Raw genomic sequence first — 24,570 nt, 5'->3', positions numbered from 1 at the left:
GGGTATCAAAGGTTAGACTTCGTCCGTGGACGATCTCGAAACCCGCGAGCTCCGATACTTCGTCGCCGTCGCCGAGGAACTGCACTTCGGGCGGGCAGCCGATCGGCTCGGGATCGCACAGCCCCCGCTCTCGCGCGCGATCCGCCGACTGGAACACCGGCTCGGCGTTCAGCTCCTCGACCGGGACCGCCGCGGCGTGGCGCTCACCGACGCCGGCAGGGTGCTGCTTCGGGAGGCCGGAACAGCCCTCGACGCGGTCGCTGCCGCTGCGCACCGGACGCGGCGCGCCGGCGATCCGAGGCGGCCGCTGGTCCTCGCGACGAAGGCCGGAGCATCCCATGAGCTGCTGCAACGGCTCCTCGACGCGGCCCCGAGCGAACCCGGTGCGGCACCGGTCGAGGTCCTGCTGTGCGAGGTCGGCGAGCAGGCGGGGCTCCTGCGCAGCGGGCACGCCGATGTGGCCCTCATGCACCGGCCGTTCGACGACCTCGCCGGGTTCGACACCGAGGATCTCCGCGTGGAAGGCCAGGTCGCGATCCTTCCCGCCGGGCATCCGCTCGCCTCATGCGATCAGCTCACACTGGCCGATGTCAGCGACGTTCCCGAACTGCCGATCGCTCGCTGGCCCCGGCTCGACGGCTCCTATCCGGACGGTCCCGGACCGAAGGTGCGCACCCAGTCGCAGCTCGCTCAGCTCGTGGCGCTCGGCAAAACGCTGCTCGTCATCCCCGCCTCCAGCCGTGCCTGGCAGTGGCCCGATCACGTCGCGGTGCCCGTCGTCGACGCACCGGAGGTCACCACGGTGATCGCATGGCAGCCGAGCAGCCGCTCCCGGGCGGTCGCCGCGCTCGTCCACTCAGCGGCCGGGCTGAGCGACACCGCGCTGGCCGCGTCCGCGAGTTGAGGGGCGGTTCACCGAGCGCGAGGTTTTCGCCAGAGAACGGCCCGGATTTGGTGATTTCCACGCGTTGGACGAGTAGCAGCCGCACGCGTACAGGACCGGTGCCCGCCGCCCCTCGCAACGCACCGCCACCGGCGGGCATCGGGTGCGGTGACCGCAGGGCCGACCCCACCGCCGCCCTCGCCGCTGCCTTTCGTTCAGACCACCCGCCACTCGGCCGACCAACAAGGCCGCACAGCAGGCCGGCGTTCTTGCCCACGACTTAGGGCCGCCGCCCGTCGCATCCTTCCGAACCGGGGGTGACGTCTGCGCTATGCTGTGGGCGGCCTCCGTGGCCGCCTTCCTGGAGGGTTCGCATAGTGGCCGAGTGCAGTGCTCTTGAAAAGCACAAGATCCTTAGTCGGGTCTCGTGGGTTCGAATCCCACACCCTCCGCACAATTGAAGCCCTTCGCCGTCCCGTTCTGAGCGGCCCGGGGAGGGCTTCTGCGCATGTCCGGATCCGATGCCTTCAATCGGCAGGCGGCTCCGGTTTCACTGCTTTCCAGCAATGGGCGGCGAACCGGGCGGCGCAGGAGGCCCGCGACGCCGGGCAGGCAGCGGCGAGTGACGCTGCGCGCGCCGCACTCGCCGCAGCCGGTGCGGCGTTCCTCCACCCCCTGGCGAAAGCCACCCAGGTCAAGCACATCCTCGGGTCGGCCGCGCACGCCGCGCGAGCGTTCGAGCTCCACGCCGGAGACGACCCCGACGCGATCATTCCAGGCATGTTGCCGCGGGCGGAGACACCGGCGTCGGCGACTGCACCCGCGCCCGGCCTCACCGCGGCCAGGCGAACGCCTCGCCCACCGTCGCGGACAGTTGCAGGTAGGCGTCCCGGGTCGGCGGTGACAGGCGGTCGAGGTCGACCTCGGCGCCCTCCTCCAGGTGGGCGTCCCACGGCACCCGGACCACCGCGCGGCACCGGCTCGCGAAGTGCTGCTCCAGCCGGTCCAGGTCGACGCTGCTCTTGCCGGTGCGCACCATCGAAAGCACCACCACCGCGCCACGCACCAGCGAGCCGTACTGGTGGGCCTCCAACCAGTCCAGAGTCGCGCTGGCGCTGCGCGCGCCGTCCACCGACGCCGAACTGACCAGCACGATCTGGTCGGCGAGGCCGAGCACCCCGCGCATGGCCGAGTGCAGCAGTCCCGTGCCGCAGTCGGTCAGGCAGATCGAGTAGTAGTGCTCCAGCAGCCAGGACACCTCGCGGTAGTCGTCCTCGCTGAACGCCTCCGAGACCGCGGGGTCGCGGTCCGAGGCGAGGATCTCCAACCGGCTGAGCGCCTGGGAGGTGAACCCGCGGATGTCGGCGTAGCGGGAGATGGCCTCCCGCTCGTTGAGCAGGTCGCGGATGGTGGCCGCCGTCTCCAGCCGCACCTTGTCCGACAGCGTTCCCCGGTCGGGGTTGGCGTCGACCGCCAGAACGCGGTCGCCGCGCAGGGACGCCAGCATCGAGCCGAGCGCAACCGTCGTGGTGGTCTTGCCCACGCCGCCCTTCAGACTCAGCACGGCGACGCGGTGATGCCCGCCCCCGACGTGCGTGCGTGCCCGCTCGGTGAGCTCGCGGCGGCGCTGCTCGGCCGCGGACTCGCCGACGTCGACCAGTCCGAACGTGGCCGAGTGCAGCACCTTCCGCCAGCCCTTGGCGGGGCCCGGCCGCTTGTCGCTGACCAGGTTCTCCGCCCGCAGGTCCTCGGCGGTCTCGGGGTGGCCCGGCTGGCCCGGGTGCTGGGCCGGCTGCACACCCTCGGCGAAGTGGGCGTGGTACTGGAAGCCCGGCTGTGCGCCGGACGGCGGACTCCCGCCCGCCCCCGTCGCGGGCGGCTGCGGGTAGCCGGGCGCCTGCGGATGACCGTAGCCCTGGCCGGGCGGCGGCGCCGGCGCGTGGCCGGGGTGGCCGCCGGACTGCCGGTGCGGGTCGTAGTAGGCGTCGTAGCCCTGCGGATAGCCCGGATCGCTGCCGGGTCGCATGCCCGGGGGCGGGCCCTGCGGCGCCGGTCCCGGCTGCACCGGCCCCTGCGGCGCGGGGTTCCACGACTGCGGACCGGGCGGCGGTGCCGTCTCGGGAGGCCACTGGCCCTGGGGCGGCCGCGCCGCGGGGTGACCGCCGGTGTCGGTACCCGCGCCGGGCTCGCCGACGTGCGGCGGCGCCCACGCCTCGGGCGGCGCGTTGCCCTCGCCCGGCGGGTTCCAGGCCCAGCCCGTTCCGGGGTCCGCCGGAGCCGCGGGCGCGGCTGCCTGCGGTGGACCGGCGCCGGGCGGCACGTCGCCGGGGGACGCACCGGGCCGCGCCGCGTTCGGGGGAAGGGGCGGGAGCTGCTCCGGGTCGGGGACCTCCTGTGCCCCGGTTCCCGAGTCGGTGCGTCCGGCGCCGCCGGCGGTGTGCCCGTGCGGAGCGGCGCCGGGCTCGTCCGCGGTGTGCGGCGCCCACGGCGACGGCGGCTGCGCATCGGCCCCTTCGCCGTACGGCGCCGCGGGTGCGTCGTCGCCGACCGGGGGGCCGGGGGCCGGCGGCGGCTCGACCCCGTCGCGCACGGGTTCGATCACTTCGGTGTACTCGCCCGGCCGCGGATCACCTCCAGGGGGAGCCCCGGAACCGTCCTCCGGCTCGGGGGCGGCAGGGCCGACGCCGGTCGCGGAGCCCGGCGCGCGCTCGGGCGGTGCCCATTGCGCGAAACCGCCGGGCGTGCCGCCGGTGGGAACGCGTCCGGCCCCGTTGGCGCCGGCGGGCGGCGGGTAGGGCTGCGCCGCGTGCGGACCGGAGGGCGCGGCCGGTCCCGCCGCAAGGTTCGGATCTCCCGGAGCCGCACGGCCGTTCGACCACGGCGGCCCCCCGGCGTGCCCCTCGGCACCGTCCTCCGCTGATCGGTGCGGGCGGTCGTCGCCCGGCTCACCGCGGTTCCACAGCGGACCGCCGCCGCCGGGAGCGGGCTCCCGGTGTTCCGCGGAGCCGGGTGCGCCCGGCGGGGGCTGAGGCACGGCGCCGCCGCCGTCGGCGGGCCGAACGGGGCCCGAGCCGATCGGCTGTCCGTTGTAGGCGCCGGGCGGTGCCGGGCGGTCCGGGGCTGGCGGCGGGCCTTGCGGCGGCCCCTGCGGCGGGTGGTTGGGAGGAACTGACCGCGGGTCGGCGCCGGGAGCAGGCCCCGGGGCGGGATACGGGCCCGAGGGAGGCCCCTGGTGGGGGTGGGCACCCTGCTGCGGCTGCTGGTGGGGCCCGCCCTGCGGACCCGGAGCCGGGTAGGGGCCGGAAGGCTGCCCCTGCTGAGGCTGCGGGCCCTGATCAGGCTGCGGGCCCTGTTGCGGCTGCCGGTACGGGCCGGGAGGCTGCGCTCCCGGCGGGTACTGCTCGGGTCCGGGCGGCTGCGGGCCGCCCTCGCCCTGCTGCGGGCGCGGCGGACCGGGCATGCCCGGCGGCGGGGCGGGGTGGTGTCCCGGTGCGGGGCGGTACAGGTCGGGCGGAGGCTGCTGCCCGCCGACGGGCGGGCCCTGAGGACTCAGGGGCCTGCGGCCGTCCGCGGAGTCGCCCGGGCCGCGGGGATCGCCTGCCTGCGGTCCTGCCGCGCCGGGGCCGCCTCGCGGGTATCCGTGCTGCTCGGGTGCGGCGGGGTGCGGGTGCGGCCGCGCCGCCGGCTGCTCGGCCTCGTAGTCCCCGGCGCCGCCGACGGCGTACGGGGGCGGCGGGACCGAACCCTCCTCGATGGCGTAGGGCGGAGGGGGTGCGTCGCCGAACCACTGGTCGGCCGGAGACGAGTCCGGCCCGCGGTCGCCGCGTGCCTCTCCCGGCCCGGCACCGGAGCGGGGATCGCGGTCGCCGTCCTGGTCGGGCCCCCTGTCCCAGGCACGCGTACCGGCATGCTCCGAACCGTCGTGCTCTCGGTGTGCCAACGCGGTTCTCCTCAAGGCGCTCGCTCGGGTGCGCGATGTCCGCTTCGCTTGCCGCCTGGCCGCTCGACGGGGACATCGGGGACCAGACCCGGACTCACGGATATTCTCTCCTCCGCCAACAAAGATACGGACCGCGGCCAAAACCGGACACCCGCGGGCGGATGCGCGCCGGCCGTCCACAACCCGTCCACCGGGGGAGGCGCGGGCAGCCCGCCCGTGGGTAGCGTTGCGGCATGCACGCGATCGTCATCACCGAACCCGGCCCGGCCGACGTTCTGACCTGGACCGAGGTACCCGATCCCACCCCCGGCGAAGGCGAGGTCCTCGTCGACGTCGCCGCCACCGCGGCCAACCGTGCCGACATCAACCAGCGCCAGGGCAATTACCCGCCTCCGGCAGGCGCTCCCGAGTACCCCGGGCTGGAGTGCTCCGGACGCATCGCGGCGCTGGGACCCGGCACGGAGGACTCCGGCTGGTCGGTCGGCGACACCGTCTGCGCACTGCTCAGCGGCGGCGGCTACGCCGAGCGCGTGGCCGTGCCGGCGGGCCAACTGCTGCCCGTGCCCGAGGGTGTCGACCTCGCCACGGCCGCCGCACTGCCGGAGGCCGCCTGCACGGTGTGGTCCAACGTCTTCATGGCCGGCGGGCTGCGCTCCGGCGAGACCCTCCTGGTGCACGGCGGCGGCAGCGGGATCGGTACGTTCGCCATCCAGCTCGCGCACGCGCGCGGCGCGCGGGTGCTCACCACCGCCGGCAGCGCCGAGAAACTCGCGAGGTGCCGCGAACTGGGCGCCGACGTGGGCATCAACTACCGCGAGGAGGACTTCACCGACCGGGTGAAGCAGGAGACCGGCGGCGCCGGGGCCGACGTCATCCTCGACATCATGGGCGGGTCCTACCTGGCCCAGAACGTGCGTTCGCTGAACGTGGGCGGCCGGCTCACCATCATCGGGCTGATGGGCGGCCGCAGCGCGGAGCTCGACCTCGGCCGCATGCTCGTGAAGCGGCTTTCGGTGCACGCCACCACCCTGCGCTCGCGCCCCGCCGACGAGAAGGCGCGCATCGTCGCCGGGGTCGCCGAGCACGTGTGGCCGCTGGTCGCCGACGGCTCACTCGGGCCTATCGTGGACCGGACACTGCCGCTGCAGCGCGCCGCCGAAGCCCACAGCATCATGGAATCGAGTGCGCACGTCGGCAAGATCGTGCTCACCCTTTGACGACTACCGCAGGACACGCATGCCGCTAGGTGAGGGATTCATGAGCGACCGATTCGACGGGGACCAGCAGCAGCATGTGCTGGTCATGGGCGCCGCGGGCGCCGATTCGGACTCCGGCGCGGCCGAGGACGAGCAGCAGGGCGGCCAGCGCCCGCTGAGCGAGATGGTCGAGCAGCCGGCGAAGGTGATGCGGATCGGCAGCATGATCCGCCAACTGCTCGACGAGGTGAAGGCCGCCCCGCTGGACGAAGCGAGCCGGGCACGGCTGCGCGAGATCCACACCAACTCCATCACGGAGCTGGAAGACGGCCTCGCCCCGGAACTGGTGGAGGAGCTGGAACGGCTGACCCTGCCCTTCACCGAGGACAGCACTCCCAGCGACGCCGAACTGCGCATTGCCCAGGCTCAGCTCGTGGGCTGGCTGGAGGGCCTGTTCCACGGCATCCAGACCACCCTGTTCGCCCAGCAGATGGCTGCCCGGGCACAGCTGGAGAACATGCGCAAGGCACTGCCGGCGGGAATGGGCGCCCCCGAGGAGTCCGAGCGCGGCGGCTCCGGCTCGGGCCCCTACCTGTAACCGCGAACACCGGCGGCCGGGGTGGAGTTCCCGGCCGCTACTTGACGGGGTACAGCACGTCGTGGCCGACGAAGGGCCGCAGTGCCTCGGGCACCACGACCGAGCCGTCGGCGCGCTGGTGGTTCTCCAGGATGGCCACGATCCACCGGGTCGTGGCCAGCGTGCCGTTCAGCGTGGCGGCGAAGCGCGGTTTGCCGGAGTCCTCCCGGAAGCGGATGTTCAGCCGCCGCGCCTGGAAGTCGGTGCAGTTGGAGGTGGAGGTCAGCTCGCGGTAGCGGCCCTGGGTGGGCAGCCATGCCTCGCAGTCGAACTTGCGGGCCGCGCTGGTGCCGAGGTCGCCGCCGGCGATGTCGACGACGCGGTAAGGCAGCTCCAGCTTGTCCAGCATCCGGCGTTCCCAGCCCAGCAGCCGCTCGTGTTCCTCGCGGGCGTTGTCGGGATGGGTGTAGACGAACATCTCGACCTTGTTGAACTGGTGCACCCGGATGATGCCGCGGGTGTCCTTGCCGTAGGAGCCGGCTTCGCGGCGGAAGCAGGACGACCAGCCCACGTAGCGGTTGGGCAGCGCGTCGGCGGAGAGGATCTCGTCGGCGTGGTAGCCGGCCAGCGGCACCTCGGAGGTGCCGACCAGGTAGAGGTCGTCGGCCTCCAGCCGGTACACCTCGTCGGCGTGCGCACCTAGGAAGCCGGTGCCCTCCATGGTCTCGGGCCGCACGAGCACCGGCGGGACCATCGGGGTGAACCCGTCGGCCACCGCCTGCTGCATGGCGAGGTTCAGCAGCCCCAGCTCCAGCAGCGCGCCGACGCCGGTAAGGAAGTAGAACCGCGCCCCGGAGACCTTGGCGCCGCGGTCGGTGTCGATGGCGCCGAGCAGCTCGCCCAACTCCAGGTGGTCGCGCGGGGTGAAGTCGAACTCGGCGGGCGTGCCGACGTGCTCCAGCACCCGGAAGTCGTCGACGCCGCCCTCGGGGGTGTCCTCGTCGACGATGTTGGGGATCTCGTGCAGCAGCCGGTCGACCTCGGCGCTCAGTTCGCCGGCCTCGGCCTCCGCCTGCTTGACGTCGGCGGACAGCTCCTTGGCCTTGGTGAGCAGCGACTCCCGCTCCTCGGGAGCCGCCGAGGACACGGACTTGCCCACGCTCTTCTGCTCGGCGCGCAGCCCCTCGAAGCGGGCGAGGGCGGCGCGGTGGCGGGAGTCGAAGTCCAGCAGGCGGTCGACGGCGGATTCGTCCTCGCCGCGGACCCGCTGCGAAGCGCGCAGGCGGTCAGGGGAGTCTCTGAGAGCACGGAGGTCGATCACGACTGCAGGCTACCGGTGATCGCGAAGGCCGACACATCGTTTCCCCCGGCGGCGAGCGTGCCGGGGCCGCTGGAGGCACCGCGCGATCGCGTCCGCGAAGCCGCGTCATAGCCGGGCCCCGCCGCCGTGTCTGCAGAAGCGGGTGCGCCGCGGAGGGCGGCGCCGTCGACGGGAGGGAGCCGCGAACCATGTCGCAGGTGTGGCCGATGAAGGCGCTCGGTGCGATGACGGCGGCGGAGGTACTGGCCGCGCTGAAGCAGCTGCCCTACCTCTGCCCCGAGGACGCCGCTCTGGAGAAGGCGCTGCGCGCGCAGCTGTCCCGGGTGGTGGAGCGGGAGCACCGTCCTGGTGCACAGGCCGACTGGGCACTGTGAGGCGGCGGTGGGGCCGTGCCGAGGCCGTTCAGCCGACCTCGCCCGCCCGGATGCGGCCCAGCCACTCCTGTGCTTCGTAGAAGTCGGCGCTGGTGGTGCCGCGTGAGGGCATGAACGGGGTCAGCTCGGTGTCGGCCTCGGCGTGCGGGTAGCTGCCGAGGAACCGGACCTCCTTGCACAGCCTGCGCAGCCCCATCAGCGCCTCGCCGACCGCGGGCTCCGCTACGTGGCCGTCCGCGTCCAGGCAGAAGCAGTACCGGCCCAGGCCGTCCCCGGTGGGCCGGGATTCCAGCCGGGTCAGGTTGACCCCCCGCACGGCGAACTGGTTGAGCAGCTCGACCAGCGCGCCGGGGTGGTCGTCGGACAGGAACGCCACCAGGGAGGTGCGGTCCGCGCCGGTGGGCTCGGGCAGCGGCTGCGGCCGTACGAGGTGGATGAAGCGGGTGGCGGCGTCGGAGCGGTCGCCGATCCCCACGGCCAGGGGGTGCAGCCCGTTGCGCTCACCGGCGATGCGCGCGCAGATGGCGGCGTCGTAGGGGCTGCCGGGCTCGGCGACGCTCTCGGCCGCCGCCGCCGTGGAGGAGACCGTGAACACCTCGGCGTCGGGGAGGCGGCCCGCGAGCCAGCGGCGGCACTGCGCCAGCGCGTGCGGGTGGGTGGCGATGCGCTTGACGTCGGCGAGGGCCGCGCCTTGGCGGCCGAAGAGGGTGAACTCGACGGGCAGCGCGGCCTCGGCCGCGATCAGCAGCGGATCGCCGTTGATGAGCTCGGCCATCGTGGCGGTGACTCCGCCCTCGACGGAGTTCTCCAGCGGCACCGTACCGCCGTCGACGTCGCCGCGGCGGATCGCGGCGAAGACGGAGTCGACTCCGGCGTAGGGCACCCGGGCCGACTCCGGCGCGTCGGGTACGAGCGCGCGGAGGGCGGCCTCGGTGAAGGTGCCCTCGGGGCCGAGATAGGCATAGCGCATACTCCCGAGGTTATACCCGTGAGCAGTGCGACGTGCGTGGCCGCGGCGCGGTCGGCCTCAGGGCCTTCGGCTGCTCCGGCTCAGTCGGACGCGCCGGTCGGCCCGCTCGGGGCCGCACCGAGCGGACGGACCGCGGCGGTGTCGTCGTCGCGCGCCGCGGTGGACGCCCCCGTGTCCGCCGATGCCGACTGCGCACCGTCGCCGTCCTGCTCGGCCCGGTGGCGGGCGTGCTCGGTCCCGCCGCCCGAACGCGGCGCGGGCGCGGCCGCGGGCTCGTCGCCGCGGGCGTGGTTCGGGCCCTGGCCGAGCCGGGCGGCCCGGATGGCGCGGTACTCCTCCGGCGAAAGCGCCTCCTCCGCCCTGCCCTGCTCGATGGTCTTGGCGTAGGTGCGGGATTCGGTGCGGCCGTTGATCGAGGTCACCACGACACCGTCGCCGGCTGCGTTGAGCAGGGCCAGCGAGAAGGAGCGCGCGCCCGACATCTCCTCCAGAGCGTCGTAGCGCACCACCGCGACGTCGCGCACGGCGCGCGCGTCCAGACCGCTGCCGTCGGGGAGCAGCCGGTGGACCAGGGCGCGGCAGTCTGCCACGACCGCGCGGGTCCGGAGCAGGGCGTAGGCGCCGAGAGCCAGTCCGGTGAGGCCCGCGAGCGCCGCGAAAACGACCAGGGACGTAGTCAAGGTAGTCACCACAGTGTGAGAATAACCGCTACCGCGGGTTATACGAACGGCACTCTCCGCGTTTCGCGGAGGCTGGATGGTTGAGTACGGCCTCCGAGCGGGTTGCGCCGTGGGCCGGGCCCGCGGTCACCGGGTCGGGTGCTCGCCGGTGGCGGCGGCCGGCGAAGCGGCCTCGGTCTGCTGGGCGGCCTTGTCAGTCTGCCGGGTGGCGGGTGGACTCGGCTGAAAAGCGGCGCCGAGGGCGGCGGATGGCTGGGCCCGCGCCCACCGGGCCGGGCGCTCGCCGGTGACCCATCCGGCGGAGCAGCGACGGCGCCGGCGGGGCCGGGCCTGCGGTGATCGGGGTGTCGGCGTGCGGGCACCCGCGACCGCGCCCCGCCGCGCTGCCTCCACCCTGTGCGGGCCCGGCAGGGGACACGGCGACACCCAGCCGACCTACCGGCGCCGGTAGGTCCCCTATGCCGGTCCATCCGGCGATGATCGCGAACTTATGGCCGCGGAATACGCTTACCTGCGACCATAAGTTCGCGATAGACGGGCCAAGCCGCGCCGGGCCTACGGCGGCCCAACGCCGCCCCCGCCCGGCGCGCCACCGGCGAGCACCCGACCCGTCGACCGCAGGCCCAACCCACCGCCGACCTCGCCGCCCCGCCGCAACCGCCACCGGCGAGCACCCCGCCCGATGGGCACGGCCTGTCGCCGATCCGGGGAGGAAGATCGGCGACAACGGGACGCCGAGCGGCACGTCCCCGCTCACCTCCCCATAAGACGCCGACGGGACGCCCTTCGGGCGGTGGCCGCAGTGGCCGAAGCGGCCGCGCGGACGTCCTGGCGCAGGCGGCGGCCGCGCCGCGCCAGGGCGGGGCGCAGTTCGCGCTCCGCCAGCGCCCGCGCGATGGCGGCGAACTGCCGCGCGCGGTGCAGTTGGCCGCGCAGGTCGGTACCGGTCGGCCGGTGCTCCAGCGGGACGTCCACCTCGACGACGGTGAAACCCATGCGCAGCACGTCGACGGTCATGCCGGTCTCGGCACCGAATCCGGCGGCGAGCGGGCGCACGGACTCGAACGCGGCACGGGTCAGGCAGCGCTGTCCGCTGAGCGGCTGCTCGGGCTCCCAGCCGGTGGCACGGCGGATACCGTCACGGGCGAAGGCGCCGACGTAGCCGTGCCCCCCGAGGCGCAGCCGGGTCGGCGGAAGCAGCGCGATCGTCATGTCCGCAGCCCCCGAGCACACCGGCTCGGCCAGCGGCGCCGCCCCGGCGGCGCTTTCGCCGAGATCGGCGTCGAGGAACAGCAGGTGGCGGGGCGCCGACCGGGGAGCGGCGTCCTCAAGCAGTCGGACGCCCTCCGCACCGGTCTCCATGGCCGCGCCCTTGCCGCGGTTGGCGCCGTGGCGCAGCACCAGCGCACCGGCGGCCCCGGCGACCGCGGCGGTGTCGTCACGCGAGCCGTCGTCGACGACCAGGACGACGGCGGCTCCGGGGAGCGCCGCCGCCGCGCGCACCGTCGCGCCGATCAGCCACTCCTCGTCGCGCGCAGCGATCACGACGGCGAGACCGGGGGAGGCGGGGTCAGGGACGGAACGCTCGCTCATGGACCCTCGCCGACGCCGTAGCCGGTACGGAAGAACACGCAAGGGCCGCTCCGGTCGGCGCGGCCGACGCGGTTATGCGCTGGGGCTCGACTCGGCCGCCGCGTGGAGCGCGTCGCTGGAATCCGCGACGGTGAAGACGGCGTCGAGTCCGGTGACCTCCAGAATCTTGCGCACCGCGGGCTTGGGGGCCACCAGTTCGAGGTCGCCGTCTTTCTCACGTGCGCGCTTCATGACCGACAGCAGGACGCTCATACCGGTCGAGTCGCAGAACTCCACCCGCGACATGTCGACCACGAGGCGCCGCGCACCGTCGTCGAGCGCGTCGACGAGCCCGCTGCGCAGCTGCGGTGCCGTATAGAGGTCAATCTCGCCGCGCACAGTGACGACTGCGCAATCACCCTGAGATTGACTTGAGATCTTCAACTCCACAGTCGAGACTGTAGCGCCCACGGGGAGTGCTGGCCACTTGGGCGACGGCGTTTCGGGACATCGGTGACGATCTGCGGTAAGAGTCCGGCCTCCGCGGACACGGCGGCTCGTTGCACACCGAGCGTGACGACCCCGCGGTCAGGCCCGGGCCGCCTGCTGCCACCGCGCGCCCGCGACGGGCTCGCCGGAATCGCCTCGATCACGCAGCGCACCCTCGGCACCGTCGAGGCCGGGCTCGTGATCGCGGGCCTCGGCGCCGGCGCCGCCGGCGGTTCCGCCCAGCGCCGCCGCCTCCAAAACCGCCCACACCGTGGTGACGCGGTCGTCGACCTCGGTCCCCCACTTGGCGGCGACGTGTTCGACGATGCCGAGGCCGCGGCCGCCGAGGGCCGACAGCGACGGGCGTGCCAGGCGCGGAAGGGTCTCGGCGCCGCCGTCGCAGACCGCGACCTCCAGCCATCCTTCCGGCGAAAGCGCTCTGGATCCGCGGCCGATGTCCCAGCGCACCTGGACGCACCCCGGCGGGAAGGGACCGGGCAGCGGAGCCGCGTGGCGCAGGGCGTTGCTCAGCAGTTCACTCATGACGATGGCGGCGTCGTCCACACGGGCGGAGTCGACTCCGCGGGCGTGCAGATCAGAGCAGAGCCGCCGGCGCGCGCTCGTCACACTCGACGCCGCGTGCGGCAGCAGTACAACCCTCGACACGTCCGTTCTCCCGTTCCTCGGCGCTCAACCCGCGCGTCCTGTTCCTACTCAGCCACCTGAGGGAGCACGAGCCTGCGCCCACGCCCCGACCCGATCCTGCCCGTATTCACTTGGTCGGTTCGCGGCAAAGTCCTGGCATGCGACCCTGCCAGGGCCGAAATGCCCCGTTCGCCCACCCCGGAAACACATCATCGGGTCTCGTCTCCGCCGCAGCGCACACGGGCGGACGGCACGACAGCGCCGCGACGGCACGGATCGGCCGCTAGTCCGGGATGTCGGGTATTTCGGAGTCGTCGCCGGAGGCCGCGTGTAATGTGAATCTCATCCGGGTGCCACGGACGTCTCGGGCGTGCGCGGTGACGTCGCCGCCCTGCGCGCGAGCCAGGCGGCGGGCGATGTACAGCCCCAGCCCGATCCCGCCGAACCTGCGGCGGTCGCCCGCCTCTCCCTGCACGAACCGGCCGAAGACGCGCTCTTCGTCGCCCGGCTGGATGCCCACTCCCTCGTCCTCGATGCACACCGCGACGTGCGGACCCTCCGCCTCCGCCCGCAGCACGACGCGTCCGCCCTCGGGCGAGTACTTGAACGCGTTCTCCAGCAACTGGCCGACGACGACGTCGGTGGCGGTCGGATCGCCCAGCGCCGGCGGCAGGTGGTCGGGCGTCTGCAGCACCAGCGTGTGCCGCGCGGAGAAGGGCTGGAAGGCCGTCGCGCTGTCCTGCAGCAGCCGCAGCAGATCGAAGGCGTGGTTGGCCGTTTTCAACTCGGCCTCGCGGGCGTCGGATCCCAGCAGCAGGTTCTCCACCAGCCGGGCGAGCGTGCCCGAGCGCTCCGCGATGGTCTCTACGGCGCTGCGCCGCGCGTCGTCGTCGAGCTGCTCCCAGCGCCGCATCAGAGTGGAGGCGAACCCCTGCACGACGGTGATGGGGGTGCGCAGCTCGTGGCCGGCGGTGGCCAGAAAGAGGTCCTTCTCCTCCTCCAGAGCCTTGGCTTCGGTGATGTCGCGGAAGTCGACGACGCGTTCGGCGGTCTCGGGGATGTCGGTGATCAGGATCTCCAACCACCGACCGTTGTCCAGCCGGTGCCGGATGTTCTCGCCCTGGCGGGCCGGCAGCGGGAACGGCGGATGGCGCCCCACCGCGTCGGCCATGGCGTAACCGGTCAGCTCCGCCGCCGACCGGTTCCACTTGCGCACCAGGCCGCTGGCGCCCAGCACGGCGATGCCGTCGGCGCTGGAGTCGACCACGGCGTGCTCGTGCGCCCGCTGGCGCACGATCTCGCGGTACGCCATGGCGTTGCCGAGCGCCACCCCGGCGTGGGCCGCCAGCAGCTCCAGCAGCTCCAGTTCGACGTGGCCGACCTTGCGCCTGCTGTAGAGCGCGTACAGCGCGCCGTAGGGACGACCCTGGACGTTGGACACCCCGAGCGCAATGGTGTGCAGGCCCTCCAGATCGGCCCAGATGAGGTCGTCCAGGCTGCGGGTGTCGTCGGTGGCCAGCAGCACGGTCTTGCCGCTGCGCAGCAGCTCGCCGAACAGGCTGGACTCCAGCGGGGCCTGGTAGCCGCGCAGGTGGTCGGAGAGCCGGGTCAGGCTCACCAGGCGAAGCTGGTCGTCCTCGATCAGCGCGAACCCGCCGGCGTCGGCCCCGGTGAGCTCGGTCAGGCTGTGGGCGATGCGGTCGAGCACCGCGTCGAGATCGAGATCGGCGTTGATGTCGGCCACCACGTCGGTAAGGCGGCGCACCAGCCGCGCCCGCTCCGTCATGTGGCTCTGGACGGCACCGATCTCCTCATAGGTGTGGAAGACCCCCACCCAGCCCGTCAGCCTGCCCCCGTCCCAAAGCGAACTGGTGTCGATACGCACGTCGAGGACGCTGCCGTCGCGGCGCAGCCGGCGGCTGACGATCGACAGCGGCTCGCCCGCCCTGACCCGCTCCAGTACGGCGTGGTGCTCCGCCATCAGCTCGTCGGGCACGATCGGCAGGGGGCGGCCGGCGACCTCGGCGAAGGTCCAGCCGAACATCCGCTCGGCGGCCGGGTTCCACAGCACGATCCGGAGATCGGTGTCGACGGCCACGATCGCGTCGGCGGCGTACGCCATGACGGCGTCGGCGCTTGGGGCGAAGTGATCGGGGGCCACCTCGACATAGTGCCACCCGAGACCGCCCGAGCGGTTCGCCTTTCCCCAAAAGCAGACATCCGAGCACCGGGGCGGTTCGAGCCGTGCGCCCAGGCGACGACGGCCGCCCCAGGTCAAGCGGCCCCTCGGGACGAGGGCGCGGTCAGGCCACGTGCGGCTCGTCGCCGCCGTCGCTGACCATCTCGCGGCCCGCGAGCGCCCACGCCTGCATCCCGCCGGCGACGTTGGCCGCCTGCCAGCCGGCCTCGTTGAGTGCCTGGACCGCCTGCGCCGAACGCCCGCCGACGCGGCAGACCACGTAGACCTGGCGGTCCCGCGGAACCTCCGCGGCCCGCTCGGGCAACCGCCCCAGCGGGATGTGCAGCGCCCCGGGCGCGTGGCCCGCCGCCCACTCGTCGTCCTCGCGGACGTCGAGCACGACTCCGTCCGGGGGAACCGAACCGACCGCGATCACGGGCACACTCTCAGCGGACAACGGACACTCCTTACTCTCCTCTGTCTCGGGGCCGCGGACGCCCGCGGACCCCGATCGCGGACTCGGCGGAAGTTCGACGGAACCGCCGCCGACCCGCGCACGGCGGCCGGGCGCCGACGGCGCACCTGCGGCGCGGCGACGGTACGTGGCTCGGGCGTCACCGAGGGAACCGCCCCGAGTCCCACCACGTCGAACAGGGTATGCGTACACGGATGACAGCAGCAGCGCCGGTGCCGGTCGCCCTGCTCGCAGCTCTCGGCCTGGCCGCCGCGGGCTGCGGCCCTTCCGAGGTCCGCACCCCGCCGGAGCCGACTCCGGCCGACGCGAGTCCCTCGTCCTCGGGCACCGGCCGTCCAGCCGAGACTGTACTGACCATCGACATCACCACCGTCGGCTCCGCGGCGCCGAGCGGCGCCGCCGACCCCTCGCCCGTACCCAGCCCTTCCCCGACCGACCCGAAGCACTGGCGGCTGACCTGCCATCCGGCGGGCGGCGACCACCCGGCGCCCGAGGCCGCCTGCGCCGACCTCGCCGACGCCGGCGGAGCCGAGGCGTTCGAGGAGGTCCCCGAGAACAGCCCGTGCACCTTCATCTACGGCGGCCCGCAGGTCGCCCGCGTCCAGGGCCATGTCGGCGGCGAGAGCATCGACACCGAACTCACCAAGGCCGACGGCTGCGAGATGCAACGTTATGAAGACCTGGGCGCCGTCCTGGCTCCCTGATCCAACCCCGGCTACTCCGGAACGGTCCAGAAGTCGACCTCGAAGCGCATGCCCTGCAGGAACAGCTCCTCGGCGCGCTCGGGGTCGACGCCGGACTCCTCCAGCATCCCGGCGACGTGGCGGGTCAGCTCGGCGAATCCGGGATCGGAGTAGGTCTCGATCCACCGCCGGTAGCGCGGTCCGGCCGCCGCCGCCCGCTCGGCGAGCTCGGCGCCGAGGGTGGAGTAGCCCCACATGCACGGGTACACGGCCGCGAGGCCCTCGCCGTAGTCGGCCGCGGCGGCGATCAGCCACGACGTGTACGCCCGGCAGACCGGCCCCTTGCTCGCCCCGTCCAAGTCGGCGCCGAACTCGGCCGACAGCGACCGGTGCAGCTCCAGCTCCTCGTGCAGGGTGGAGTGGGCCAGGTCGATCAGCGACTCCAGGTGCGCCGGCGGCGCCTGCCAGGCCAGCCGGGCGAAGACGCGGACGTAGTCGAGCAGGTAGAGGTAGTCCTGCTCCAGCCAGGACGCGAAGGTGCGCTCGTCGAGGTCGCCGCCGGCGATTCCGGCCACGGTGGGATGGGCGAGCTGCTCGTCGACCAGCGGCCGCCCGACGGTGTGGAGTCGTTCGCTCAAGCTCACCCCGGCAGTCTCGCACGGCCTCTGCGGCGGCCTCCGTTCGCCCGCGGCCGCCGGCGGCGCGGCACGACGAGAACGGGCCCGGCCGCCTACCGCGACCGGGCCCGTTCTCGAACTTCCGGGGAACCGGGGTGAATCCCGGATTCCGCTGTGTGGGCGAGGAGGGATTTGAACCCTCACGTCCTTTCGGACACACGGACCTGAACCGTGCGCGTCTACCGTTCCGCCACCCGCCCGAGTGACCTGTACCCGTACATGATCGCACACCATATACAGTGGATTTACCGGCGGTTCGCTCGGACCTGGAGGCCCGGTTCGCGTCCGTCGGCGACACTCTGCAGATTAGCACGGACGGCGCGAGGTCCGTACACGGTTTTGCCTCCACCGCTGTACCCCCCGGCCCTGCGGACCGCCCCGGGCGCCGGCGCAGCCGAAGTGGCCGGATCGGCGCCGGAGGGCGCGTGTGAGTCCAAGGGGACGATTACCCGGTTACGATCGTTTGTACATCCGGAGTGGAGTAAGGGAGGTACCTCGTGGGAGTGCTCCAACGCTTCGAGCGCAGGCTTGGAGGCATGATCGAAGGCACCTTCGCTCGGGCCTTCAAGTCGAAGCTCGAACCGGTCGAGATCGCCAGCGCCGTCCAGCGGGAGATGGACGAGCGCGCCGCCATCGTGGCCCAGGGCCGCACCCTGGTGCCGAACGACTTCGTCGTGGAGCTCTCCGGCGAGGACGCCGAACAGATGGACGCCCTGGCCGACACCATCGGCCAAGAGCTGGCCAAGCTCGCGCGCGACTACGCGACGGAGCAGGGGTACTCCTTCGTCGGTCCGGTGCGGGTCCACTTCAAGGCGGAGGACGACCTGCAGATCGGCCGGTTCCGCATCCGCTCCGGCGTGATCCGCGGCTCCACGGTCGAAAGCGGCGAGATCCGCCAGCCGGTCAGCGACCAGCCCCGCAGCGCCTCCGACGTCCAGGGGCACCCGCGGCTGCTGATCTCCCCCGGGGGAGCCACCGCCGAGGGGTCGGCCGCAAGCCAGGGCATGCAGCAGTCGTTCGTGCTGAACACGCAGGTGACCTTGCTGGGCCGGGGGACCGACTGCCACCTGCGGCTGGTCGACAACGGCGTCTCCCGCCACCACGCCGAGATCCGGGTGGAGGACGACGAAGCGGTCCTCGTCGACCTCGGCTCGACCAACGGGACCTTCGTCAACGGACAGCAGGTCAAGCGAGCGCGCCTGGTCGACGGCACCCGCATCAGCCTGGGCCGCACGACCATGACCTTCCGCCGCGACTGACCCGATCGCGTCCTCCTCCGCGCCGACCGCGCCCGGAAACCTGCAACCGATCCCCCGCTCCCCGCGTCACAAGCAGACGGGGGAGACTTCCACCACCCATACACGGCCGGGGCCGAACGGCCCTCGGCGGCCGAATCACCGGCGGCGGCCCCCTAGGGTTCCCTCCATTGAGTTCGTTCGGCTTTTCCGCCACGATCTCCTAGGGTCCGACGCCGAGTAGTCGCGGTGGCGGCTCCGATGATCGCCACCTCGCCGGAGCACGACAGGGGCTGAAGAGCAGTTCAATGTCCGACTTGACCCTCATGCTGATCAGGATCACGTTCCTCTGCGTGCTGTGGCTGTTCGTGATAATGGCGGTCGGCGTCATCCGCACCGATCTCCTCGGCCCCGCCAAGAGCAAGTCCAAGCGCAGCAAGCGCAGCGAGGAACGGCGTCCCGCGCCCTCGCGTCCCCCGCGCGGGCGCCGCAACGAGCCGCGCGCCCTGGTCGTCACCAAGGGGCCGCTCGCCGGTACCTCGCTCAACCTCACGTCGCAGCCGATCGTCATCGGACGGGCCAACGACGCGACCCTGGTCATCAACGACGACTACGCCTCCGGTCGGCACGCCCGCATCTTCTCCGACGAGGGCCGCTGGGTCGTCGAGGACCTCGGGTCGACGAACGGCACCTACCTCGGTCAGCAGCGGCTGACCCGCCCCCAGCCCATTTCGGTCGGACAACCCATCCGCATCGGCAAAACCGTCCTGGAACTGCGCAAATGACAATCGCTCTCCGATACGCGGCGTACTCCGACGTAGGATGCCTCCGCGAAGGCAACGAAGACTCCGCCTACGCCGGCCCGTACCTCCTCGCGGTCGCCGACGGAATGGGCGGTCATGCCGGCGGTGAAATCGCCAGCGCCATCGCCGTCTCGACCCTGAGGGCTCTGGACGACGATGTCCCCACGACCGAGGAGATGGTCGACTCCCTCCAGCAGGCCGTCGAGAACGCGAACTCCACGCTGGCCCAGCGGGTGAAGGACGAGCCCCGCCTGGAGAACATGGGCACCACCCTAACGGCCATGCTCTGGTCGGGTGCGCGCGTCGCCATGATCCACGTCGGCGATTCCCGCGCCTACCTGCTGCGGGGCGAGGAGTTCGCTCAGATCACCCACGACCACACGCTGGTGCAGACCCTCGTCGACGAAGGCAAGATCACCGAGGAGGAGGTCGCCACCCACCCCCAGCGTTCCCTCCTACTGCGCGCCCTCGACGGCCGCAGCCAGGTCGACCCCGACGTCTCCATCAGCGAGGCCCGTGTCGGCGACCGCTACCTGCTCTGCTCCGACGGGCTCTCCGGGGTGGTCAGCACCGACACCATCCGCCAGACGCTGGAGTCCGAGCCGCACCCCGATGCGGCCGCGCGCCGACTGATCGACCTCGCCAACCGCGGCGGCGGCCCCGACAACATCACCGCCGTGGTCGCCGACGTGATCGACACCGCCACCGACCCCGGCGGACCCACCCAGGAGGCCGCCGTCGTCGGCGCCGCCGACCAGCGCCGCGAGCCGGTGATGACCCCCGACACCCCCGCCGGCCGCGCCCAAGGGCTGAACCGCTCGTCGGGCGACACCGCCGAGATGGAGCGCATCCCGGTCGACGGAGACGCGCGCCGCCCCCGCGACCCCGAACCCGAACCCGAGCGCCGCACCCGCCGGTGGTGGCCGATGATCCTCACCTTCCTCGTGATCGTCGCCGCGATCGCCGCGGCCGGCTTCTACTTCGGCTCGCAGTACCTGAGCAACCAGTACTTCATCGGCCCCTCCGAGGACGGCTCCACGGTCGCCGTCTACCAGGGCCTCGACACCGACATCGCCGGCTACAGCCTGGCCGAGCAGATCCAGAACACCGACATCCCCCTCGACGGCCTGCCCCAGACCCAGCGCAACGCCGTCGACTCCACCATCCCCCTGGACGACCGGCAGGACGCCGAAGGCCGCATCGCCGAACTCCGCCGAACGGCCGACGAATGCGCGGCCGACCCCGAGTCCTGCGGGCTCTCCGCCGGCTCCGGTCCCGGCGACCGGCAGCAGCAGAACGGCGAGAGCCCCGGCTCCGGGCAGAACGGCGGCTCGGCGGCGAACGCGGTCGGCGGCGACACCGTCGAGACCACGACGGGAGGGGAATGACGTGACGACCGCGACCCCGGAGCGGGCTGCGCCCGAGGCCCCCACACAGCTGCCGCCGGTCAAGCGGCGCAACGCCGAGCTCGTGATGACGCTGTTCGCCGTCGGCATCACGCTCTACGGGCTCATCGAGGCCGGTCTGACCCGCAACGGCGAAATGCCCGCCAGCCTGTTCGTCTACGGCGTGCTGTTCGGCGGCCTGGCGGTACTCGCGCACCTGTTCATCCGGTTCTTCGCGCCCTGGTCAGACCCGCTGCTGCTGCCGCTGGCGACCCTGCTCAACGGGCTCGGCATCGCCATGCTGTGGCGCCTCTACGAGGCCACGGGCGACACCTCCAACGGCAGCGCGATGAACCAGCTGATCCTCACCGCGGGCAGCATGGCGGTGTTCGCAGCGGTCGTCTACTTCCTCAAGGAACCCCGCACGCTGCAGCGCTACCCCTACATCATGGCGCTGAGCGCGGTGGTGCTGCTGCTCACGCCGCTGATCCCGGGCATCGGCATGTCCGTCAACGGTGCCCAGCAGTGGCTGAATCTCGGCTTCACCACGCTGCAGCCCTCGGAGTTCGCCAAGATCGCCCTGGTGATCTTCCTGGCCGGCTACATGGTCACCAAGCGCGACGTGCTCGCGCTGGCATCGCGGCAAATCAAGATCGGCCCGCTCAAGGTCCTCGACCTCCCCCGGATGCGCGACACCGCGCCCATGGCGGCCATGTGGGGCTTCTGCATCATCGTGCTCGTGATCCTGATGAACGACCTGGGCACGTCGCTGATGCTGTTCGGCACGTTCCTGGCGATGATCTACGTCGCCACGCATCGCGGCAGTTGGATCGCCATCGGCCTCACGGCGTTCTTCGGCGCCTGCGCGCTGATCTACCCGCTCGTCCCGCACTTCCGCGTGCGCATGGTCACCTGGCTCGACGCCTTCCGCCCCGACGTTTTCTGCACCGACAAGTACCTGGCCGATCCCGACTCCTTCTGCCAGACCTCCGGCGATAGCCAGCAGCTCGTGGAGGGCCTGTTCGCGATGGCCGAGGGCGGCATGACGGGCACCGGCCTGGGCGGGGGCAAGCCCGGCTTCGTGCCCGAGGTGCACAACGACTTCATCTTCATGGCCTTCGGCGAGGAGCTGGGGCTGGCCGGCTGCATGGTCATCCTGCTGGCGCTAGCACTGCTGGTGGAGCGCGGCATGCGCATCGCGCTGGCCTCTAAAGAGCTCTTCATCAAGATGTTCGCTTCGGGGATCTCCTTCCTGATCGGGTTCCAGTCCTTCGTCATCATCGGCGGAGTCACCCGCGTCATCCCGATGACCGGCGCGACCATCCCCTTCGTCGCCAAGGGCGGTTCCGCACTGCTTTCGAGTTGGATCATGCTCGCGCTGCTGATGCGGATGAGCAACAACGCACGCAAGCCGGCCCCGCAAGCGATCCAAGACGAAGGCGCGACACAGGTGATCCAGCGATGAACAAGCCGATCCGCCGCCTCGCACTGTTCACCATGGCGCTCTTCGGGGTGCTCCTGCTGAACATCTCCTGGATCCAGACGTTCCAGGCGGAGAGCCTGCGCGAGCACCCGTACAACAGCCGCCAGTTCCTCAAGAGCCTCAACCAGCACCGCGGCTCGATCCTCGTGGGCAGCGAGGAGGTCGCCTACTCCGAACCGGTGGGCGGCGACAGCGAGCGGTACCAGCGCCACTACGAGAACGGCCCGATGTACGCGCCGGTGGTGGGCGCGTTCCGCGCGGGCTCGGCCACCGGCATCGAGCGGGCCGCGAACTCCTTCCTGGACGGCTCGAACGAACTGCTCGCGGTCAACAATTTCCGCGACATGCTCACCGGTGAGGAGCCCAAGGGCGCCGATGTCTACCTCACGGTGGATTCCGGAGCGCAGCAGGCCGCCATGGACGGGTTGCAGTCGCTGGGCAAGAACGGCGCGGCGGTCGCCCTGAACCCGCAGACCGGCGCCGTGCTGGCGTCCTACTCCAGCCCCACCTACGACCCGAACAGCGTCGCCAGCGTCACCAACACCGAAGAGGCCAACCAGAACTGGACCGAGCTGGAGGCCAGCGAGCAGCAGCCGCTGCTGAATCGCGGACTCAACCAGGTCTATCCGCCCGGGTCCACCTTCAAGGTCGTCACCGCCGCCACGGCGCTGGAGAACGGCGCCACCCCGGAGTCCACCCAGGAGGCGCCCGCGAGCCTGGATCTCGGACAGCCGCTGCCCAACGCCTGGGACGGCCCGTGCAACGGCGGGGCGCCCGACTCACTCGCGCACTCGATCGAGATCTCCTGCAACACTTCGATGGCCAATTGGGCGATCGAGCTCGGCGGGCAGAAACTGCACGATCAGGCCAGCGCCTTCGGCTTCAACCAGGGGCCGATGGAGATCCCGCTGCCGGTGAACGAAAGTTCGGCACCTCTGGAGACCGATCCCAATATCCTGGGACGCGCCGGCATCGGCCAGGCCAACATCCAGGCCACCCCCTTGCAGATGGCCCTGGTCGCCGCCGGTGTGGCCAATGACGGCGACGTCATGAAGCCCTACCTGATCGACTCCATCCAGAACTCCAACCTGGAGGAGGTGAAGGCGGCCCAGCCGGAGGTCGCCTTCCCCGACGCGGTCAGTTCCGGCACCGCCGAGGACTTGACCCGGATGATGATCGGCGTGACCGAGGGCGACGAGGCTTCCGGCCCGGCAGGCGCCATCTCCGGAATCGACGTCGCAGGCAAGACCGGCACGGCCGAGACGGGGACCGGGCACACCCACAACTGGTTCATCTCCTTCGCGCCGGCCGATGACCCGCAGATCGCCGTCGCCGTCGTCGTCGAGAACGGTGATGCGAGCGGCGGCGCGGTCGCGGCGCCGATCGCGCAGGACATGATGGAGGCTGTGATCAACGAGTGAGCGAGAACGACGCGGGCTCCACCGGCCCCTCCGGCGCCGACGGCGCCTTGGAGGGTGTCCTGCTCAGCGGCCGCTACCGGCTGGAGGAGCAGATCGGCTCGGGCGGCATGGGAAGCGTCTGGCGAGCCGAAGACACCCTGCTCAACCGCGAGGTCGCGGTCAAGCTGCTGCATCCGGCGCAGATGGCCGAGCCCACCTCCCGCGAGCGGTTCCGCACGGAAGGCCGCATCACGGCGGGACTCTCGCACCCCGGCATCGCCCAGGTCTACGACTACGGCGAGCAGGACGGGCGCGCGTATCTGATCATGGAGCTGGTCCCGGGCGAGCCGCTGTCGTCGATCCTGCGGCGCAACGAGGGGCTGGAGGCCAGCGTCACGCTCGACCTCGTCGGGCAGGCGGCGGCCGCGCTGGCCGCGGCGCATGCCCGCGGCGTCGTGCACCGCGACATCAAGCCCGGCAACCTGCTCGTCACCAAAGACGGCACCGTCAAACTGACCGACTTCGGGATCGCCCGCGGCAACGAGTCGGTGACCCTCACCCAGACCGGCATGGTGATGGGCACCGCCCAGTACATCTCGCCGGAGCAGGCGTCCGGCCGCCCGGCCACGCACTCGTCCGACATCTACGCCCTGGGCGTGGTCGCCTACGAGTGCCTGGCGGGTGAGCCGCCGTTCACCGCCGACACCCCGCTTGCGCTGGCGCTGGCGCACACCCGCGAACCTCCGCCGCCGCTGCCCGACACCGTGCCCGGCCAAGCGGCGGCGCTGGTCGAGCGGCTGCTGGAGAAGGCGCCGGATGCGCGCCCGGGCTCGGCCGGCGAGGTGGCGGCGCACGCGCAACGGCTGCGCGGCGACATCGGGGCCGCGATGGGCGGCTCCACGACCGCGATGGACCTGCCCGACCCCGCCCGTACGACGGTCGCGGGCGGCGCGTCGACCACCTCTCCCGAGCAGCTCTCCTCCGTCGCAGCAGGTGGATACGGCGGCGGCGAGGTCCCGCCCGCGGACGGCGGCCGCGGCTCCGATAGTCTTGGCCCCGCCTCCGCACCGAAGCGCCGGGTGAGCCTGCCCATGGTTCTTGCCGCGGTGGCGGCCACGGCCGTGCTGGTGCTGGGTGTGGTCTGGGCAGGGCAGTACTACAGCGGACGCGAGCCGGAAGGCGACAGGGTGGGCAACCTGCAGCCGCAGGAGTCCGAGAGCAGCTCACCGCCTCCGCAGCCGTCGGGCACTCAGCCCGATCCCCCGGAACAGAACGACGACACCGAGGACTACACGGCTCCGCAGGACGAGTCGACCGACTACCAGCCGGAGCCCAGCGAGCAGGCGACCTCGGCACCGACGAGCACCCCCGGCGGTGGGGGCGGAGCGACCGCTCAGCCCCCGGACTCGGGTTCGACCGCGACCGAGGAGCCCGGCGGGGGAGGCGGCGGGGGCGAGACCCAGCCGACCGGCGGCAGTGACGGTGGCGGTAGCGGTGGCGGTAGCGGGGGATCCGACTCGGACACCGGCGGCAGCGGGGGAGGAAGCGGCAACGGGGGTTCCGGCTCCGGGGAAGAGCCGGCGGGGGACTGACCGGGAACCAC

General features: G+C 72.4%; 21 protein-coding genes and 2 tRNA genes. 12 read left to right on the top strand and 11 right to left on the bottom strand.

The window, feature by feature from the left end; all coding sequences use genetic code 11:
- Positions 1 to 25 precede the first annotated feature (25 nt).
- Both EKD16_RS00460 and EKD16_RS00455 read left to right on the top strand, forming a co-directional pair.
- Positions 26 to 904 (top strand): LysR family transcriptional regulator, encoded by an 879-nt coding sequence (locus tag EKD16_RS00460; RefSeq protein ID WP_131096550.1) that lies wholly within the window; start codon positions 26 to 28, stop codon positions 902 to 904.
- Between the two features lie 342 nt (positions 905 to 1,246).
- Positions 1,247 to 1,335 (top strand) — tRNA-Ser (locus EKD16_RS00455).
- A 380-nt stretch (positions 1,336 to 1,715) separates the two neighbouring features.
- On the opposite strand, the gene EKD16_RS00445 is transcribed toward EKD16_RS00455, so the two are convergent.
- Positions 1,716 to 3,485 carry a nucleotide-binding protein gene (locus EKD16_RS00445; RefSeq protein WP_242677164.1) on the bottom strand — a complete coding sequence of 590 codons (1,770 nt, stop codon included), beginning with the start codon at positions 3,483 to 3,485 and terminating at the stop codon, positions 1,716 to 1,718.
- Positions 3,486 to 5,056: 1,571 nt separating this feature from the next.
- On the opposite strand from EKD16_RS00445, the gene EKD16_RS00440 reads away from it, so the two are divergent.
- Positions 5,057 to 6,040 (top strand): NAD(P)H-quinone oxidoreductase, encoded by a 984-nt coding sequence (locus EKD16_RS00440; protein WP_131096549.1) that lies wholly within the window; start codon positions 5,057 to 5,059, stop codon positions 6,038 to 6,040.
- 40 nt (positions 6,041 to 6,080) lie between these two features.
- Entirely contained in the window at positions 6,081 to 6,617 is a 537-nt protein-coding gene (locus EKD16_RS00435; RefSeq protein WP_131096548.1) for a bacterial proteasome activator family protein, read from the top strand.
- A 37-nt stretch (positions 6,618 to 6,654) separates the two neighbouring features.
- On the opposite strand, the gene serS is transcribed toward EKD16_RS00435, so the two are convergent.
- Positions 6,655 to 7,917, bottom strand: a complete 1,263-nt coding sequence (serS, locus tag EKD16_RS00430; protein ID WP_131096547.1) for a serine--tRNA ligase — start codon at positions 7,915 to 7,917, stop codon at positions 6,655 to 6,657.
- A gap of 188 nt (positions 7,918 to 8,105) precedes the next feature.
- Between serS and EKD16_RS00425 the strand changes: the two genes are divergently transcribed.
- Positions 8,106 to 8,291, top strand: a complete 186-nt coding sequence (locus EKD16_RS00425) for a hypothetical protein (protein ID WP_131096546.1) — start codon at positions 8,106 to 8,108, stop codon at positions 8,289 to 8,291.
- A gap of 28 nt (positions 8,292 to 8,319) precedes the next feature.
- Here EKD16_RS00425 and pheA read toward each other — a convergent pair whose 3' ends face one another.
- From pheA to EKD16_RS00390, 7 genes are all read right to left on the bottom strand, one after another.
- Positions 8,320 to 9,261, bottom strand: a complete 942-nt coding sequence (gene pheA / locus EKD16_RS00420; protein WP_131096545.1) for a prephenate dehydratase — start codon at positions 9,259 to 9,261, stop codon at positions 8,320 to 8,322.
- An 80-nt stretch (positions 9,262 to 9,341) separates the two neighbouring features.
- Complete coding sequence (locus EKD16_RS25925) at positions 9,342 to 9,953, bottom strand: DUF4446 family protein (protein ID WP_242677163.1); 612 nt, start codon at positions 9,951 to 9,953, stop codon at positions 9,342 to 9,344.
- 741 nt (positions 9,954 to 10,694) lie between these two features.
- Positions 10,695 to 11,534, bottom strand: coding sequence for a glycosyltransferase family 2 protein (locus EKD16_RS00410; protein ID WP_131096544.1), 840 nt, complete (start codon positions 11,532 to 11,534; stop codon positions 10,695 to 10,697).
- Between the two features lie 72 nt (positions 11,535 to 11,606).
- Positions 11,607 to 11,963, bottom strand: coding sequence for an anti-sigma factor antagonist (locus tag EKD16_RS00405; protein ID WP_207391401.1), 357 nt, complete (start codon positions 11,961 to 11,963; stop codon positions 11,607 to 11,609).
- Between the two features lie 138 nt (positions 11,964 to 12,101).
- Positions 12,102 to 12,668 (bottom strand): ATP-binding protein, encoded by a 567-nt coding sequence (locus tag EKD16_RS00400; RefSeq protein WP_165498461.1) that lies wholly within the window; start codon positions 12,666 to 12,668, stop codon positions 12,102 to 12,104.
- Positions 12,669 to 12,930: 262 nt separating this feature from the next.
- Complete coding sequence (locus EKD16_RS00395) at positions 12,931 to 14,808, bottom strand: PAS domain S-box protein (protein WP_394347298.1); 1,878 nt, start codon at positions 14,806 to 14,808, stop codon at positions 12,931 to 12,933.
- A gap of 142 nt (positions 14,809 to 14,950) precedes the next feature.
- Entirely contained in the window at positions 14,951 to 15,283 is a 333-nt protein-coding gene (locus EKD16_RS00390; RefSeq protein WP_131096543.1) for a rhodanese-like domain-containing protein, read from the bottom strand.
- 212 nt (positions 15,284 to 15,495) lie between these two features.
- Between EKD16_RS00390 and EKD16_RS00385 the strand changes: the two genes are divergently transcribed.
- Positions 15,496 to 16,005, top strand: a complete 510-nt coding sequence (locus tag EKD16_RS00385) for an SSI family serine proteinase inhibitor (RefSeq protein WP_242677161.1) — start codon at positions 15,496 to 15,498, stop codon at positions 16,003 to 16,005.
- 11 nt (positions 16,006 to 16,016) lie between these two features.
- On the opposite strand, the gene EKD16_RS00380 is transcribed toward EKD16_RS00385, so the two are convergent.
- Positions 16,017 to 16,628 carry a TenA family protein gene (locus EKD16_RS00380; protein WP_131096541.1) on the bottom strand — a complete coding sequence of 204 codons (612 nt, stop codon included), beginning with the start codon at positions 16,626 to 16,628 and terminating at the stop codon, positions 16,017 to 16,019.
- A 150-nt stretch (positions 16,629 to 16,778) separates the two neighbouring features.
- Positions 16,779 to 16,861: transfer RNA gene (locus EKD16_RS00375), tRNA-Leu, on the bottom strand.
- Between the two features lie 297 nt (positions 16,862 to 17,158).
- On the opposite strand from EKD16_RS00375, the gene EKD16_RS00370 reads away from it, so the two are divergent.
- The 6 genes from EKD16_RS00370 to EKD16_RS00345 all read left to right on the top strand — a co-directional run bounded on the left by EKD16_RS00370 (position 17,159) and on the right by EKD16_RS00345 (position 24,559).
- Positions 17,159 to 17,920 (top strand): FhaA domain-containing protein, encoded by a 762-nt coding sequence (locus tag EKD16_RS00370; protein WP_449456980.1) that lies wholly within the window; start codon positions 17,159 to 17,161, stop codon positions 17,918 to 17,920.
- Between the two features lie 284 nt (positions 17,921 to 18,204).
- Positions 18,205 to 18,681, top strand: coding sequence for an FHA domain-containing protein FhaB/FipA (locus tag EKD16_RS00365; RefSeq protein ID WP_131096540.1), 477 nt, complete (start codon positions 18,205 to 18,207; stop codon positions 18,679 to 18,681).
- Entirely contained in the window at positions 18,678 to 20,087 is a 1,410-nt protein-coding gene (locus tag EKD16_RS00360; protein ID WP_131096539.1) for a Stp1/IreP family PP2C-type Ser/Thr phosphatase, read from the top strand. The genes EKD16_RS00365 and EKD16_RS00360 overlap by 4 nt, the downstream gene beginning before the upstream one ends.
- 85 nt (positions 20,088 to 20,172) lie before the next feature.
- A complete protein-coding gene (locus tag EKD16_RS00355) occupies positions 20,173 to 21,549 on the top strand; it encodes an FtsW/RodA/SpoVE family cell cycle protein (protein ID WP_131101832.1) in 1,377 nt (458 codons plus the stop codon).
- Positions 21,546 to 22,988 carry a peptidoglycan D,D-transpeptidase FtsI family protein gene (locus EKD16_RS00350; protein WP_131096538.1) on the top strand — a complete coding sequence of 481 codons (1,443 nt, stop codon included), beginning with the start codon at positions 21,546 to 21,548 and terminating at the stop codon, positions 22,986 to 22,988. The genes EKD16_RS00355 and EKD16_RS00350 overlap by 4 nt, the downstream gene beginning before the upstream one ends.
- Complete coding sequence (locus EKD16_RS00345; protein WP_131096537.1) at positions 22,985 to 24,559, top strand: serine/threonine-protein kinase; 1,575 nt, start codon at positions 22,985 to 22,987, stop codon at positions 24,557 to 24,559. Before EKD16_RS00350 ends, EKD16_RS00345 begins: the two co-directional genes overlap by 4 nt.
- Positions 24,560 to 24,570: the final 11 nt, after the last annotated feature.

The organism is Streptomonospora litoralis, assembly GCF_004323735.1.
GTDB classification, from domain to species: domain Bacteria; phylum Actinomycetota; class Actinomycetes; order Streptosporangiales; family Streptosporangiaceae; genus Streptomonospora; species Streptomonospora litoralis.
This window is presented reverse-complemented; position numbering and strand designations above follow the sequence as displayed.

Coding starts and splice junctions, on each gene's coding strand:
- EKD16_RS00440 (WP_131096549.1), top strand. CDS start 5,057: ATGCACGCGATCGTCATCACCGAACCCGGCCCGGCCGACGTTCTGACC.
- EKD16_RS00435 (WP_131096548.1), top strand. CDS start 6,081: ATGAGCGACCGATTCGACGGGGACCAGCAGCAGCATGTGCTGGTCATG.
- EKD16_RS00425 (WP_131096546.1), top strand. CDS start 8,106: ATGTCGCAGGTGTGGCCGATGAAGGCGCTCGGTGCGATGACGGCGGCG.
- pheA (WP_131096545.1), bottom strand. CDS start 9,261: ATGCGCTATGCCTATCTCGGCCCCGAGGGCACCTTCACCGAGGCCGCC.
- EKD16_RS00410 (WP_131096544.1), bottom strand. CDS start 11,534: ATGAGCGAGCGTTCCGTCCCTGACCCCGCCTCCCCCGGTCTCGCCGTC.
- EKD16_RS00385 (WP_242677161.1), top strand. CDS start 15,496: ATGACAGCAGCAGCGCCGGTGCCGGTCGCCCTGCTCGCAGCTCTCGGC.
- EKD16_RS00365 (WP_131096540.1), top strand. CDS start 18,205: ATGTCCGACTTGACCCTCATGCTGATCAGGATCACGTTCCTCTGCGTG.
- EKD16_RS00360 (WP_131096539.1), top strand. CDS start 18,678: ATGACAATCGCTCTCCGATACGCGGCGTACTCCGACGTAGGATGCCTC.
- EKD16_RS00355 (WP_131101832.1), top strand. CDS start 20,173: ATGACGCTGTTCGCCGTCGGCATCACGCTCTACGGGCTCATCGAGGCC.
- EKD16_RS00350 (WP_131096538.1), top strand. CDS start 21,546: ATGAACAAGCCGATCCGCCGCCTCGCACTGTTCACCATGGCGCTCTTC.